The organism is Streptomyces sp. NEAU-YJ-81 (assembly GCF_017592595.1).
Taxonomy (GTDB): domain Bacteria; phylum Actinomycetota; class Actinomycetes; order Streptomycetales; family Streptomycetaceae; genus Streptomyces; species Streptomyces hygroscopicus_B.
In genome coordinates, this window is sequence record NZ_JAGFNO010000018.1 from 78,508 (window position 1) to 92,508 (window position 14,001).

Here is a 14,001-nt window from a genome sequence, read left to right on the forward strand (position 1 = left end):
GCGGTCGGCCACGACGTAACGGGCCGCCACGGCCTGGCCAACTACCGAGGCCGTCCGCGCCGCCCCCGGGACAACCCCCGCACCCTCCTCGGAGACCTGAGGCAGGCGCAGCCCGCACGCTGCGGGCCGAGCGACCACGACCCCGCCGGGCCCGGCCGCCCGCACGGGGCACCGGGCGCCCGCAGGCCCGGGTGGTGGGGCCACGGCCTGGCTACCCGCCAAGACACGCCGTAGGCGTGAGGTCAGGATTGACCCGACTCGTGCCCCTGCTTAGCGTCCGGGATGAAGGGCAGGAAGATCCCCACGAACCGCACGACCCCCATCAAGGGAGCCCGCATGAAGCTCGCCTTCTCCACTCTCGGCGTCCCCGGTATGCCCATGTCCGACGTCGCCCGGCTCGCCGCCGGGGCCGGGTACCACGGCGTGGAGCTGCGCGCCCACCCCGAGGAGCCGGTGCACCCCGGAATCGGGGCGGACGAGCGCGCCCGGGTGGTGGCGGAGTTCCGGGACGCCGGGATCGAGATCCTCACCGTCGCCGGGTATGTGCGCGCCGCCCAGGCCGGGCCGGACGAGCCGGTGCTGGCCGGGCTGCGGGAGCTGCTGGAGCTCGCCCACGACCTGGGCGCCCGCCATGTCCGGGTCTTCCCCGGCGGCGGGGAGCAGAGCCCGGAGGAGGCCGACGCCACGGCCGCCCGGCGGCTCGCGGCGGCCGCGCCCCGCGCCGCCGACCTCGGCGTAAAGCTGCTGCTGGAGACCCACGACTCGCATCGGACGGGCGCGGACGCGGCCCGCGTCCTCGGGCTGGTCGGCCATGGCAACGTCGGGGCGATCTGGGATGTGATGCACACCTGGCTAGGCGGTGAGGACCCGGCCACCAGCTATCCGGCGCTCTTCCCGCATCTGGGCTACGTCCAGGTCAAGGACATCGCCTCGGCCGACGACACCACCCCGCTGCCCCTGGGCGAGGGGGTGCTGCCGCTGACCGAGTGCGTGGAGCTGCTCAGCCGTGAGGGCTGGGACGGCTGGCTGTGCTGGGAGTACGAGAAGCGGTGGTATCCGCAGGCCCGGGAGTTCCCGGAGCTGCTGGCCCCTGGCCGGGAGCACCTCCTACGTCTGCTGACCGACGCGGTCTGACCACGCCGGGGCTCCGGCAGACCCCGGCTCAGGGCCGCCCGACTCCGGGCCGCCCGACTCCGGGCCGTCCGGCTCCGGGCCGTCCGGCTCCGGGCGGGGGTCCACCCCAGGCGCATCGGGGCGGGCGCCCACCCCGGGCACCTCAGCTCGACGGCGCGGCCCACGCCATAGGCGCCGTAGGCGCAAGCGCGGGAGCGAGGTCAGGGCCACGCCGCCCACCAGCAGCGCCGCCGCCAGCCAGCGCGGTGCGCTGATCCCCTCCCCCAGCACCAGCGCCGCCGAGGACATCCCGAAGACCGGCACCAGCAGCGAGAAGGGGGCGACCGTCGAGGCGTCGTAGGTGCGCAGCAGAAAGCCCCAGACCCCGAAGCCGAACACGGTGGTGACCCAGGCGACATAGACGATCGCGCCCACTCCGGCCCAGTCGAGCCTGCTCAGCGCATCGAGGTCGGGCCGCGCGCCCTCGAACATCAACGAGAGCCCGAGCAGCGGCAGTACGGGCACCAGGCTCACCCACACCATGAAGTTCAGGGCGTCGGGCGGCGCCGCCTTGCGGGTGAGGACGTTGGAGACGCCCCAGAACGCGGCCGCCGCGACGACGAGGACGAAGCCGATGAGCGGCCCCGAGGTGCCCTCGTCCACGGCGGCCACCGCGATCCCGGCGAGGGCGACGGCCATGCCCAGCAGCCGCCGTCGGCCGGGGCGTTCGCCGAGTACGACGGCCGCGAACAGCGCGGTGAACACCGCCTGGATCTGCAGCACCAGCGAGGACAGCCCGGCGGGCATCCCCTCGTGCATCCCGATGAACAGCAGCCCGAACTTGGCCACGCCCAGGGCCAGCCCCACCCCCAGGATCCATCGCCAGGCGACCCTCGGCGGGCCGACCAGGAAGACGGCGGGCAGCGCGGCCACCAGGAATCGCAGGGCGCAGAAGAGCAGGGGCGGGAAGTGGTCGAGGCCCACCTCGATGACTACGAAGTTGACCCCCCACAGGGCCGTGACCAGCACGGCGAGGGCTATGTGCACAGGTCGCATGGGTCGAGGATCAGGTGCCGGGACCTTGTAGCACCAGCGCGGATGTCTTCATGCTTGGATGCAGTAACGGTTAAAGATGTGAGACCGGTTCAAAGATGCGGGACCAGCCAAAGGTGTGAGGGGGAGGGCCCATGCTCGATCTGGCCCGGCTGCGGGCGCTCCATGCGGTGTCCGTACACGGCTCGGTCAGCGCCGCCGCGACCGCGCTCGGCTACACCCCGTCCGCCGTATCGCAGCAGATCGCCAAGTTGGAGCGGGAGACCCGGACCACCCTTCTGGAACGGCAGGGCCGGGGCATCGTGCTGACCGACGCGGCCCGCCATCTGGCCGCCACCGCACAGCAGTTGCTCGCCATCGTCGAGGCGGCCGAGACCACCCTGGAGGAGCGGCGCGGACAGCCCACGGGCCGGCTGGTGATCGGCGCCTTCGCCTCGGCGGCGCGCGGGCTGATGCCCGCGGTGCTGGCCGCGCTCGTGGCCGAACACCCCTCCCTGGACGCCCGGCTGCTCGAAGTGGATCCGCATCTGTCGGTGGACCTGGTGGCGCAGGGGGTCATCGACCTGGCGGTGGCCCACGACTGGGACATCGCCCCGCTGCCCGCCCCGGAGGGGCAGGAACGGGCGGTCATCGGCGACGATCTGTGCGATCTGCTCGTCCCGGCCGGACATCCGCTGGCCGACCGGGCCGCACGGCGGGCGCTGCGCCGCGAGGACCTGCCGGGCCAGCGGTGGATCTGCCAGCCGCCCGGGTCGGTGTGCCACGACTGGCTGGTCCGTACGCTGCGCGCCTCGGGCCACGAGCCGGACCTGGCGTACCAGGCCGCCGAGAACCACACCCAGATCGCTCTGGTGGCGGCCGGTCTCGGCGTCGCCCTCATGCCCCGTCTGGGGCGCGGTCCGCTGCCGGACGGGGTGCTGGCGCTGCCCCTGGAGCCGGTCCCGGTACGGCGGCTGTACGCCCTGTGGCGCACCGGCGCGGCCCGCCGCCCCGCCATCACCGAAACGGTGCGGCTGCTCGGCGGCCTCTGGCCGCAGCGCACGGCCTGAGCACCGGCCGACCATCAACGCAGCACCGGCTCAACTGGCTACCCCATGCCGCCACTTGGGGCGCGTACGCCCCTCCTCACCGATCCGCGCCGCGCACACCCTGTGCGGAACCGGCGCGGGCCGCCACGCGTCGAAGCGGTGTGCTGATGGGGAGTCTCCGCATGGCGGAATCGGCCTCGCCGCTGGCTGCGACGCTGACCACCTCTCCGCCGCCCGCGGCCACCAGCACCCCGCCGCCGACGCGACACCCCTCCCAGAGCGTCGGCGGCGCCCAAGGGCCACACCGAGGGGCACCCAAAGGGGCACCCCTGAGGGCACGGTCCGCCCTTACGGCGGCCGTCGGACGGGAGCCGTCAGACGGGCAGCTCCGCCTCGATCAGGTCCGCCGCGCGGTCCGGTCCGCCTTCGGCGGCCATCCGCGCCTTGAGCGCGGCACAGCGGGCGGCCACCTCGGGGTCGTCCACCAGGTCGAGCACCGCCTTGCGCAGCGCCGACGCGGTGGCCTCCTCCTTGGGCAGATGGCGGCCGACCCCGAGCGCCTCCAGCGTGTCCGCGTTGCTGAACTGATCGACGGCCTGCGGTACGGCGACCATCGGCACCCCGCAGGCCAGCCCCTCCTGGGCGCCGCCCGCGCCCGCGTGGGTGACGAAGGCGTCGGCCTTCCGCAGGATGCTCAACTGCGGTATCCAGCTGTGCACTTCGACATTGGCGGGGATCTCTCCGAGGTCGGCCGGGTCGACGAACTCGCCGATCTGCAGCACCACGTACCACCCCGGCAGATCGCCGAACGCCGCGACGCACGCGCGGTAGAAGCCGGGCTCCTTGGTCCAGGTCGAGCCGAGCGAGACCAGCAGGATCCGGTCGGTCTCGGCGGCCCGCTCCGGGCGGCGCCACTCCGCCACGTCGCGGCGGGCGCTGTGGCAGCCGCCGACGAAGCTGTAGACGGACGGGTCGACGCGGTCGGCGTTGGGCTGGAGCAGCTCGGGGATGAGGGCGACACAGCGGCTGGGGCGGCCGATGAGCCGGTCGGGGTCGGTGCCGGCCAGCCCGTTGTCCTCGAGCCAGGCGCGGTAGCGCGCGTAGTAGGCCCGGCCGCGCTCCGAGCACCGAAGCTGCGCGTACATCGGCTCGTAGACCTCTTCGCGGTACCCGTCCCAGGGCACGAAGCTGGGGGCGAGCTCGACGGCGGACACGCCCCAGCGATGGGCGAGGACATGCGCCGGGTACGCCGTGACGTCGTACATCACCAGATCCGGCTCATCGCCTTCGTAGGCCGCCAGATGCTGCGGAAGCGCCTGCTCCGCCTCGGTGAGAAACGGCTCGATGTAGTCGATCAGCTCGGAGCCTCTGGCACCCGGCACATTCTCACCGTGGAGGACCGAGGTGTAGGTCTTCGGCTCGGCGCCGGTCTCGGCGACCTTCTCGGCGAACGACTCGGGGATGGCGTAGGTAACCCGGTGGCCGCGGGCCACCAGCTCGCGGATCACCTCCAGGCTCGGGTTGACGTGCCCGTGCGCCGCGATGCCGAACATGGCGATATGTGTGGGGGGCTTGGCACCCGTCGATGGGCTCATGAAAACGGAACCTAAGCGAGAACGGATGCCTCATACAAATAGTGCGCATACCCGATTGATACATTAGCGCCGGTTTCGCACGAGCGCCAGATCCCTGACTTTAACGAGTCTTTTCCTTTACGCTTCCGGGCCGTCAGGAAGTCCAACTCTCCTTGACCCGGCAGCGCTTTGTGTCCCAGCGTGTCCTGCACCACCATCGGCCACCCCCTCCGAACGTCCCATGGAAGGAGTGCGGGTGCACACGACGACGTCTCGCCGCGCCCTGCTCACCGCCACTCTGGCCGCCGCCGCGGCCGGTGCCTGCAGTGCGCCGACGAACAGCTCCCCCGCGCCCGCGGCCCCCGCGCGCCGCACCGCCGCCGGTTCCGGCGGCCCTTCCGCGACGCCCTCACGAGCCACCACACAGCCGGGCCGGGACCAGGAGCGCGACCGCCGGCGGATCGACGAGCTCATCGGCCGGATGACGCTGGACCAGAAGATCGGCCAGCTCTTCGTGATGCGGGTGTACGGGCATTCGGCCACCCACCCCGACCCGGCCGATGTCGCGGCCAACCGTAAGGACATCGGCGTCGACAACGCCGCCGAGCTGATCGCGAAGTACCACGTGGGCGGGGTGATGTACATCCGCTGGGCGCACAACATCCGCGACCCCCACCAGGTCGCCGCGCTCTCCAACGGCATCCAGAAGGCCGCGCTGGCCGCCTCCGTGCCCGTCCCCGTCCTGCTCTCCACCGACCAGGAGTACGGCACCGTCGCCCGGGTCGGCGCGCCCGCCACGCTGTTCCCGGGCGCCATGGCGCTCGGCGCGGGCGGCAGCGCGGCCGACGCCCGTACGGCCGCCCGCACCGCGGGGGCGGAGCTGGCCGCGCTCGGCATCCGGCAGGACTACGCCCCGATCGCGGACGTCAACGTCAACCCCGCCAACCCGGTGATCGGCGTGCGCTCCTTCGGGGCCGATCCGAAGGCCGTGGCCCGGCTGGTGGCGGCCCAGGTGGAGGGTTATCAGAGCGCCGGGGTCGCGGCCACCGCCAAGCACTTCCCCGGCCACGGCGACACCTCCGTGGACAGCCATGTCGGCCTGCCGCGGATCACCCACTCCCGCAAGGAGTGGGAGCGGCTGGACGCGCCGCCGTTCCGGGCCGCGATCGAGGCCGGGATCGACTCGATCATGACGGCGCATCTTCTCTTCCCCGCGCTCGACCCGGCCGACGACCCCGCCACGCTCTCCCGCCCCATCCTCACCGGTGTGCTCCGCGAGGAGCTGGGCTACGACGGGGTGGTGGTCACCGACTCGCTCGGCATGCAGGGGGTGCGGGAGAAGTACGGCGACGACCGGGTGCCGGTGCTCGCGCTCAAGGCGGGGGTGGACCAGTTGCTGAACCCGCCGAGCCTGTCCCGCGCCTTCGAGGGGGTGCGCAAGGCCGTCCGGGCGGGCGAGCTCGACGAGGACCGGATCGACCGCTCGCTGCGGCGCGTCCTGGAACTCAAGGTGCGCCGGGGGCTGTTCGACGATCCGTACACCAGCGACCGCGCGGTCAACCGCACGGTGGGCACCCGGGAGCACCGTGCCACCGCCGACCGGATCGCCGAGCGCACCACCACGCTGATCACCAACCGTGGCGGGCTGCTGCCGCTGTCGCCGCGCCGCCATCACGACCTGCTGGTGGTGGGGGTGGACGCCGCCGCGCCCTCGGGCACCGGGGGCCCGCCGACGGCCGTTCTGGCCCGCGCCCTGTCCGGCCTCGGCTTCAAGGCGGAGGCGCTGCCCACCGGCACGGGCAGCTCGCCCGGCCCCTCGCCCGAGCGGATCGAGGCGTCGGTCGCGGCGGCGCGGGGGCGGGACGCGGTGATCGTGGCGACGTACGACATCACGCCCGGATCCGCCCAGCGCACCCTGGTCGCACGGCTGGTGGCCACCGGTGTGCCGGTGGTGCATCTGGCGCTGCGCGACCCGTACGACATCGCGCGGCTGGGCGGACGCGGCACGGAGCCCGGGGCGTCGCTGGCCACGTACTGCTGGACGGATGTGGAGCTGCGCGCCGCCGCCCGGGTGATCGCGGGGCGGGTCACCCCGCGAGGCAAGCTGCCGGTCGCGGTGCGGCGCGCGGACGATCCGTCCCGGGTGCTGTACCCGATCGGGCACGGGCTGGGGTATTGAGCGTCGGTCAGGTCACCGAGCGGATCGTGCCGCCGTCCACGCGGAGCGTGGCGCCGCTGACGTAGGCGCCGTACGGACCGGCCAGATAGGCGACGGCACCCGCGATCTCCTCGGGGCGGCCGAATCGGCCGATGTCGTTGGGCACGAAGTCGCGCGTGGCATGGGGCTCGATCTCCTCCCAGGACTCGCCCCAGCCGTGCTCCGGCGCAAGCGCGGTCACCAGCTCCTTGACCGAGTCGACGAGGATCGCCCCGGGAGAGACCACGTTGGACGTCACCCCGGTGTCCTTCAGCTCGCGCGCCAGCGAGACGGCGAGATTGTGACGCGCGGCGAGCGTGGCGTTGTAGTGGGGTTGCTCGGGCATCGGCTGCGATGCGAGGCCGCCGCCGATCTGGATCACCCGGCCCCAGCCGCGTTCGCGCATCCCCGGCACCAGCCGCTGGATCATGCGTACGGCGGAGATCACGTTGATCTCGTACAAACGGGCCCACATGTCCGGGGTGGCCTCGGCCCAGCGGTGCGGGTGGCCGTACGCACCGGCGTTGTTGACCAGGATGTCGGCCTCACCGGCGACAGCGGCCACCGCGTCGGCGCCCTGGTCCGTGGCGAGGTCGCCGATCGCCACGGCGGCCGCGCCGATCTCCTCCGCCACCCCGTGGGTCCGGGCCTCGTCCCGGCCGTGCACCACGACATCGGCGCCCTCGGCGGCGAGCAGCCGGGCGATCGCCGCGCCGAGCCCGGAGCTGGAACCGGTCACGAGGGCCCGGCGGCCCGTCAGCTTCAGGTCCATCGTGGTGCCCTTCGGTCATGTGGAGACATGCTTCATTTTGCCCGCGACGAGGGTGTCCGCCGGGGCGGACACCCTCGTCGCCACGAATGGGCTCACTTACGGCCGCAAGGCCGGTTCGCGCTCGACCTCGCGGCGGTCCAGCTTGGCGTCATGCCGGGCGAGCGGCTCGCTGGTCGGGCTGACGCCCGCCCACCGCTGCACCTCCGCCGTGGCCTCGGCCTTCTCCTCGCCCGTGAGCTGGGCGATGCTGGAGCCGTGGTTGCCGCCGGCGACCGTGTAGACGTGAGAGTCCTTGGCGCCCTTGCCGACCCGGAAGCGCTCGGCGCCCCACGGGTCGTTCTGGCCGTAGACGAAGAGCATCCGCCGTGCGTCATGCCGCACCCAGCTGTCCACGTCCCGCATCACGCCCTGCTTGAACCGCATCGGGATGTCGCGGGGCACATAGTTGCGCGGGGCGTAGATGCCGGGGTAGCGCAGCAGCCCGTCCAGGTGCGGGGTCTTGAAGGTGGGCGAGCCGAGCTCGGTGCCCGCCTGGTAGTAGTACGGCGTGTAGGTCTCCAGGCCCTGGTCGGTGTAGGCGGAGAAGCCCGAGATCTCGTCGATGAAGCCGTACAGCTCGTCGGTCGACGCGGTCGGGGCGGGGACGTCCGCGCAGTCCTTCAGCAGGTGGTACTGCCAGAAGGCCCACACCAGGTCCAGGACGACGTTCTCGTACGCCTTGTCGGCGCTGCCGACGACGGTGAAGGTCTGCCCCTCGTCGTCCGCCCACTTCTGGTAGCGCTTCACGATCTCGTCACGCCGCACCAGCGCCTCGCGCTGCACCGCGTTGAGCTTGGTGCGGCATTCGGCCGTGCCGACGCCCGCGAAGAAGCGGTCGTAGGAGGAGTCCTCCTTGTTGGCCACGTCGTTGGGCGCGACATACGCGACGGTGCCGTCCATGTCGTGCGGGTAGAAGCGGCGGTAGTAGGTGGCCGTCATGCCGCCCTTGCTGCCGCCGGTGGCCAGCCACTTCTTGCCGTAGATGGGCTTCAGCGCCCGGTAGAGGCGGTGCTGGTCGCCCGCGGCCTGCTGGATGTCCAGCTTGGACCAGTCGGCGGGCTGCGGCCGGGAGGGAGTGAAGAAACGGTACTCCATGGACACCTGGTTGCCGTCCACCAGTTGCGTCGGCTCACTGCGGCGCGGTGCGGTGGTGACGTTGTAGCCCGAGGTGTAGAAGACCGTGGGCCGGTCGGTGGCCTTGTGCAGCAGAGTGAACCGCTGCTGGAAGGTGCCCTTGGAGGGATGCCGGTGGTCCACCGGCTGGGCGTAGGTGAAGACGAGGAAGCGATAGCCCTCGTAGGGCTGCTCCTCCACGAAACGCATCCCGGGAATCGCCAGGACGCGCTCCTTGATATCCGGCTGAGCGGGGGCGGCCGGCTCCGCGGACGCGCCTCCGGCGCCCGCACCGACCGCCCCCATCAGTATCGCGAGCGCCAACAGCCATCTGAGCATCTTGCGCATGCACCCTCCCCTTGTTGCCGTAATGACCCTTGTAGCCCGAGAATTCGCACAGGCCGCCGAGAACCTATCCGGGCACACACTCGGGTCGCCAGAGGTCGTCGGTGCTCCAACACGACGCCGAATACGGAGAGTTGTTACCGTCGCCCTCTTTCGTAGCGGGCTGTGATGGCTCATGCTGCCTGTATGGACCGAGACGAACGGCACGACCGGAGTGAACGGGCCGAGCGGCTGACGCGGTATCTGAACGAATTGCAGGAACGAATCGATCCCCGCTCACTCGAGCTGCTGATGCGGCTGCTGCGCGAGTTGAGCACCTCACCGGCCGTCCGCGGGGGGACGTACGAGCTCGGTATGGGGCCGGAGGAGAAAGAGCTGTTCACCCCCGCTCTCCAGGCCGAGCTGCTGGTGCTGTTCGGCCTGCTCACTTCCCAGGACGAGCGGGTGGTGGTCGACCTCGGCGACAGCCCGCACGCCAAGGGCATGAAGGTGCTGGTGCCTCAGGAGCGGGCCGGGGACCCCGATTTCCTGCACCGCCACAAGCAGCGGGTGGCGGCCGAGGCGGAGCAGCGGGAGCAGGACCGGCGGGAGGTGGAGGCCATAGCGAGGGCCAGCGGCATGGAACCGTGATGTTACCGTACGTAACAGCGGGCGAACGCTAAGCGTCACCGCCGTACGGCGGATGACCGGTGCACACCCCACCACACCACCCACACCAGACACACCGCCCCTGCGACGCGGGCCCATCCGCCGCGCTGCCACGCGACGAAGGGCCCACGCGACGAAGGGCCCACGCGTCGGCGGGGCCACCGGCGAGCTGTCGGCGGGCTCTCGGCGAGCTCCAAGTGACGCTCTCACGACGGCAGGTCGGGACACTTCCAGCGGCGCGCTCAGACGGTCGCGGGGGCCGTCTCGCCCATGAACGTGCGCCACAGCGCGGCGTACCGGCCGTCCCGCGCCACCAGCTCCTCATGAGTGCCGTCCTCGACGACCCGGCCATGGTCCAGGACCACCACCCGGTCCGCACGAGCGGCGGTGGTCAGCCGGTGTGCGACGACCAGCGTGGTGCGCCGTCCCGTCAGCCGATCCGTGGCCTGGTTGACCAGGGCCTCGGTGGCCAGATCGAGCGCGGCCGTGGCCTCGTCGAGCAGCAGGATGTCCGGGTTCACCAGCTCGGCGCGCGCCAGCGCGATCAACTGCCGCTGCCCGGCGGAGAGATTGCGCCCGCGCTCGGAGACCTCGTGCAGATAGCCACCGTCGAGCGACGCCACCATGGCATGGGCGCCGACTGCCCGCGCGGCGGCCTCCACCTCCGCGTCGCTCGCGCCGGGCCGTCCGTAGGCGATGGCGTCGCGCACCGTCCCGGGGAAGAGATACGGCTCCTGCGGGACCACCCCGAGGTGGCCGCGGTACCCGGTGAGGTCGAGCTCGCGCAGATCCGTGCCGTCCACCCGCACGGCGCCCCCGGTCGGGTCGTAGAACCGGGCCACCAGCTTGACCAGGGTGGACTTACCGGCCCCGGTCTCCCCGACGAACGCCACGGTCTGCCCCGCGGGGATCGTGAGCGAGATGCCCGCCAGCGCCTCCTCGTCGTCCCCGTACCGGAACCGCACATCGTCGAAGGCGATCTCGCCGCGCGTCGTGCGCACCTCGCGCGGGTCGTCGGCGACCGGTGTGGTGGTGGGCTCGCGCAGCAGCTCCTGGATGCGGCCCAGTGACACCGATGCCTGCTGATAGCCGTCGAAGACCTGGGAGAGCTGCTGGACGGGGGCGAAGAACAGGTCGATGTAGAGGAGATAGGCCACCAGCGCGCCGGCCGACAGCGTGTTGTCCCCGACCCGTCCGGCGCCCACGATGAGCACCAGCGCGGAGGCCACGGACGACAGGAGCTGGACGAACGGGAAGTACACCGAGATCAGCCGCTGACCGCGCAACCGCGCCTGGCGGTAGGCGTCGCTGCGGGCCGCGAACCGCTCCCGGCCGGACCGCTCGCGCCGGAACGCCTGCACGATCCGCAGCCCCGCCACGCTCTCCTGCAGATCCGCGTTGACCACGCTCACGCGCTCGCGGGCCAATTCGTACGCCTTGACGCTGAGGCGCCGGAAGACGACCGTGCCGATGATGAGCGGCGGGAGGGTCAGGAAGACCACCAGCGCGAGGCCCACGTCGATGATGAGCAGCGCGACCAGGATGCCGAAGAAGGTCAGCAGGCTGACGACGGCGGTGACCAGCCCGGTCTGGAGGAACGTGGACAGCGCGTCGACGTCGGTGGTCATCCGCGTCATGATCTTGCCGCTCAGCTCGCGCTCGTAGTAGTCGAGGCCGAGCCGCTGCAGTTGCGCGAAGATCTTGACGCGCAGTGCGTAGAGCACCCGTTCACCGGTCCGCCCGGTCATCCGCGTCTCGCCGATCTGGGCGGCCCACTGCACGAGGACCACGAGGAGCGCGAGCCCGGAGGCGGCCCACACCGCCCCGAGCGCGAGCCGCTGGACGCCCTGGTCGATCCCGTGCCGGATGAGCACGGGCAGCAGCAGCCCGGCGACCGCGTCCACGGCGACGAGCAGCAGCGCGACCGACAGCGGCGCCCCGAAGCCGCGCAGCAGCCGCCGCAGTCCGTAGGTCTCCTCGGGGCGGGCGGCCTGCTCCTCGTCGATGTCGGGGGTGTCGGTGGCGGGCGGCAGGGCGGCGACCTTGGCGAGCAGGTCGGGGGTGGCGGGCATTCCGGACAGTGCCCCGGCGATCCCGGGCCCGGCCACGGCCGCCGCCCCGGCTCCCGCTCCCGTGTCGCCCTTACGGCCGTCACCATCGGGCCGCACCCATAGCTCCGGGGTCACCCCGCCGGGGCGGGCGCAGCCGTCGGCGTGCTCGGGGTCGTCCCCGCCGCGCGGCAGCAGTTCCGCCACGTGGTCGCCGTCCCCGTGCGGCAGCAGTTCCGCCACCTGGTCGCCGTCTCCGCGCGGTTCACCGTCGAGACAGGGCTCGACCAGCGCCGTCGCGGCGGACTCCCCGCCGAACCCACCGGCGAGGCCCACCGCGTGCTCCGGATCGTCCCCGCCCCGGGCGGCGGCGGGCTGGGCGTCGTCCGCCAGCAGTCGCCGGTACACGGCGCTCCGCGCCCTCAGCTCCTCGTCGGTGCCCACATCCACGACCCGGCCCCGGTCCAGGACCGCGATGCGGTCGGCGAGGGCGAGCGTGGAGGGGCGGTGGGCGATCAGCAGGGTCGTACGGCCCGCCATGACGCCCCGGAGCGCCTCGTGGATCTCGTGCTCGACGCGCGCGTCCACCGCCGAGGTGGCGTCGTCGAGGACGAGCAGCCGGGGATCGGTGAGGATCGCGCGGGCCAGGGCCAGCCGCTGGCGCTGGCCGCCGGAGAGGGTCAGCCCCTGCTCGCCGACCTCGGTGTCATAGCCGTGCGGCAGCGCGGAGATGAAGCCGTCGGCCTGGGCGGCGCGGGCGGCGGCCAGGATCCGCTCCTCGCTCGCGTCCGGCTGCCCGTAGGCGAGGTTGGCGCGCACGGTGTCGGAGAAGAGGAAGCTGTCCTCCGGCACCAGGCCGACCGCGCCGCGCAGCGAGTCGTACGTCAGCTCCCGCACATCGTGGCCGCCGATCCGCACCGCGCCCGACGACACGTCGTAGAAGCGCGGCAGCAGCATGGACAGCGTCGACTTGCCGCTTCCGGAGGCGCCCACGACGGCCAGGGTCTCGCCCGGTTCGATCCGCAGGGACACCTCGGAGAGCACCGGGCGCTCGGGGTCGTAGCCGAAGCTCACCCGGTCGAACTCGACCGTCGCGGGGGCGTCCTCGGGAAGCTCCCGGGCGCCGGGGCGCTCGTCGATGACCGGCTCGGTGTCGATGAGCTCGAAGACGCGCTCGACCCCGGCCCGCGCCTGCTGCCCGATGGTCAGGAGCATCGTGAGCATCCGCACCGGGCCCACGAGCTGGGCGAGATACGTCGAGAAGGCCACGAAGGTGCCGAGGGTGATCTGGCCGCGGGTGGCCATCCAGCCGCCGAGCGCCAGCATGGCGACCTGGCCGAGGGCGGGGACGGCCTGCAGGGCGGGGGTGTAGCGGGAGTTCAGCCGTACGGTCCGCAGCCGGGCGGCGAACAGCCGGCGGCCGACCGCCCGCAGCTTGTCGGTCTCCTGCTCCTCCTGCCCGAACCCCTTGACCACCCGGACACCGGTCACCGCCCCGTCGACGACACCCGCGACGGCGGCCGCCTGCCCCTGGGCGTACCAGGTGGCCGGGAAGAGCCGGATGCGGCTGCGCGAGGCGAGGATCCACAGGGCGGGGGCGACGGCGAGGGCGACGACGGTGAGCAGTGGCGACAGCGTCGCCATCACGACGAGCGAGACCAGGAAGAGGAGGATGTTGCCGATCATCATCGGCACCATGAAGAGCAGGCCCTGGATCAGCTGGAGGTCGCTGGTGGCCCGGCCGATGATCTGGCCGGTGGAGAGGTTGTCCTGCCGTCTGCCGTCGAAGCGGGCGATGGACGCGTACATCTCGGTGCGCAGGGCGTGCTGGACGTCGAGGGCGAGCCGTCCGCCGTAGAAGCGGCGGACGTAGGTGAGGACGTAGACCACGAGGGCGGCGATGATCAGCAGGGTGGCCCAGGGGGCGAGCGACCGGTCATGCTGGACGATCACATCGTCGATGATCAGCTTCGGCACCAGCGGGACGAGCGCCATGACGGCCATTCCGGCGAGCGAGGCACCCAGGGCGAGCAGCACATCCTTGCGGTACAGCCAGCAATAGCCGAACAGC

General features: G+C 72.2%; 10 protein-coding genes. 5 read left to right on the forward strand and 5 right to left on the reverse strand.

Annotation, left to right across the window (positions count from 1 at the left end; genetic code table 11):
- Both J5X86_RS31260 and J5X86_RS31265 read left to right on the forward strand, forming a co-directional pair.
- On the forward strand, window positions 1-234 hold a 234-nt coding region (locus tag J5X86_RS31260; RefSeq protein ID WP_208520059.1), incomplete at its 5' end, for a hypothetical protein.
- 102 nt (window positions 235-336) lie between these two features.
- Window positions 337-1,134 (forward strand): sugar phosphate isomerase/epimerase, encoded by a 798-nt coding sequence (locus tag J5X86_RS31265; RefSeq protein WP_208520060.1) that lies wholly within the window; start codon window positions 337-339, stop codon window positions 1,132-1,134.
- Here J5X86_RS31265 and J5X86_RS31270 read toward each other — a convergent pair.
- Window positions 1,108-2,169 (reverse strand): EamA family transporter, encoded by a 1,062-nt coding sequence (locus tag J5X86_RS31270; RefSeq protein WP_208520061.1) that lies wholly within the window; start codon window positions 2,167-2,169, stop codon window positions 1,108-1,110. The two genes, J5X86_RS31265 and J5X86_RS31270, sit on opposite strands and share 27 nt — an antisense overlap.
- 131 nt (window positions 2,170-2,300) lie before the next feature.
- Between J5X86_RS31270 and J5X86_RS31275 the strand changes: the two genes are divergently transcribed.
- Complete coding sequence (locus J5X86_RS31275) at window positions 2,301-3,215, forward strand: LysR family transcriptional regulator (protein ID WP_208520062.1); 915 nt, start codon at window positions 2,301-2,303, stop codon at window positions 3,213-3,215.
- A gap of 353 nt (window positions 3,216-3,568) precedes the next feature.
- Here J5X86_RS31275 and J5X86_RS31280 read toward each other — a convergent pair whose 3' ends face one another.
- The gene (locus J5X86_RS31280) at window positions 3,569-4,789 is read right to left on the reverse strand and encodes a macrolide family glycosyltransferase (protein ID WP_208520063.1); all 1,221 of its coding nucleotides are present in this window, start codon (window positions 4,787-4,789) and stop codon (window positions 3,569-3,571) included.
- A gap of 235 nt (window positions 4,790-5,024) precedes the next feature.
- On the opposite strand from J5X86_RS31280, the gene J5X86_RS31285 reads away from it, so the two are divergent.
- On the forward strand, window positions 5,025-6,947 hold the full coding sequence (locus J5X86_RS31285; protein ID WP_208520064.1) for a glycoside hydrolase family 3 protein: 1,923 nt from the start codon (window positions 5,025-5,027) through the stop codon (window positions 6,945-6,947).
- A gap of 7 nt (window positions 6,948-6,954) precedes the next feature.
- Here J5X86_RS31285 and J5X86_RS31290 read toward each other — a convergent pair whose 3' ends face one another.
- Window positions 6,955-7,737 (reverse strand): SDR family NAD(P)-dependent oxidoreductase, encoded by a 783-nt coding sequence (locus tag J5X86_RS31290; RefSeq protein WP_208520065.1) that lies wholly within the window; start codon window positions 7,735-7,737, stop codon window positions 6,955-6,957.
- A 96-nt stretch (window positions 7,738-7,833) separates the two neighbouring features.
- The gene (locus J5X86_RS31295) at window positions 7,834-9,237 is read right to left on the reverse strand and encodes a S28 family serine protease (RefSeq protein WP_208520066.1); all 1,404 of its coding nucleotides are present in this window, start codon (window positions 9,235-9,237) and stop codon (window positions 7,834-7,836) included.
- A 183-nt stretch (window positions 9,238-9,420) separates the two neighbouring features.
- Between J5X86_RS31295 and J5X86_RS31300 the strand changes: the two genes are divergently transcribed.
- Complete coding sequence (locus J5X86_RS31300) at window positions 9,421-9,864, forward strand: hypothetical protein (RefSeq protein ID WP_078641555.1); 444 nt, start codon at window positions 9,421-9,423, stop codon at window positions 9,862-9,864.
- Window positions 9,865-10,124: 260 nt separating this feature from the next.
- On the opposite strand, the gene J5X86_RS31305 is transcribed toward J5X86_RS31300, so the two are convergent.
- Window positions 10,125-14,000, reverse strand: coding sequence for an ABC transporter ATP-binding protein (locus J5X86_RS31305; protein ID WP_208520153.1), 3,876 nt, complete (start codon window positions 13,998-14,000; stop codon window positions 10,125-10,127).
- Window position 14,001 lies beyond the last annotated feature (1 nt).

What these genes read in the sequence shown, in the direction of transcription:
- J5X86_RS31265 (WP_208520060.1), top strand. Translation starts at nt 337, where the DNA reads ATGAAGCTCGCCTTCTCCACTCTCGGCGTCCCCGGTATGCCCATGTCC.
- J5X86_RS31270 (WP_208520061.1), bottom strand. Translation starts at nt 2,169, where the DNA reads ATGCGACCTGTGCACATAGCCCTCGCCGTGCTGGTCACGGCCCTGTGG.
- J5X86_RS31275 (WP_208520062.1), top strand. Translation starts at nt 2,301, where the DNA reads ATGCTCGATCTGGCCCGGCTGCGGGCGCTCCATGCGGTGTCCGTACAC.
- J5X86_RS31280 (WP_208520063.1), bottom strand. Translation starts at nt 4,789, where the DNA reads ATGAGCCCATCGACGGGTGCCAAGCCCCCCACACATATCGCCATGTTC.
- J5X86_RS31290 (WP_208520065.1), bottom strand. Translation starts at nt 7,737, where the DNA reads ATGGACCTGAAGCTGACGGGCCGCCGGGCCCTCGTGACCGGTTCCAGC.
- J5X86_RS31295 (WP_208520066.1), bottom strand. Translation starts at nt 9,237, where the DNA reads ATGCGCAAGATGCTCAGATGGCTGTTGGCGCTCGCGATACTGATGGGG.
- J5X86_RS31300 (WP_078641555.1), top strand. Translation starts at nt 9,421, where the DNA reads ATGGACCGAGACGAACGGCACGACCGGAGTGAACGGGCCGAGCGGCTG.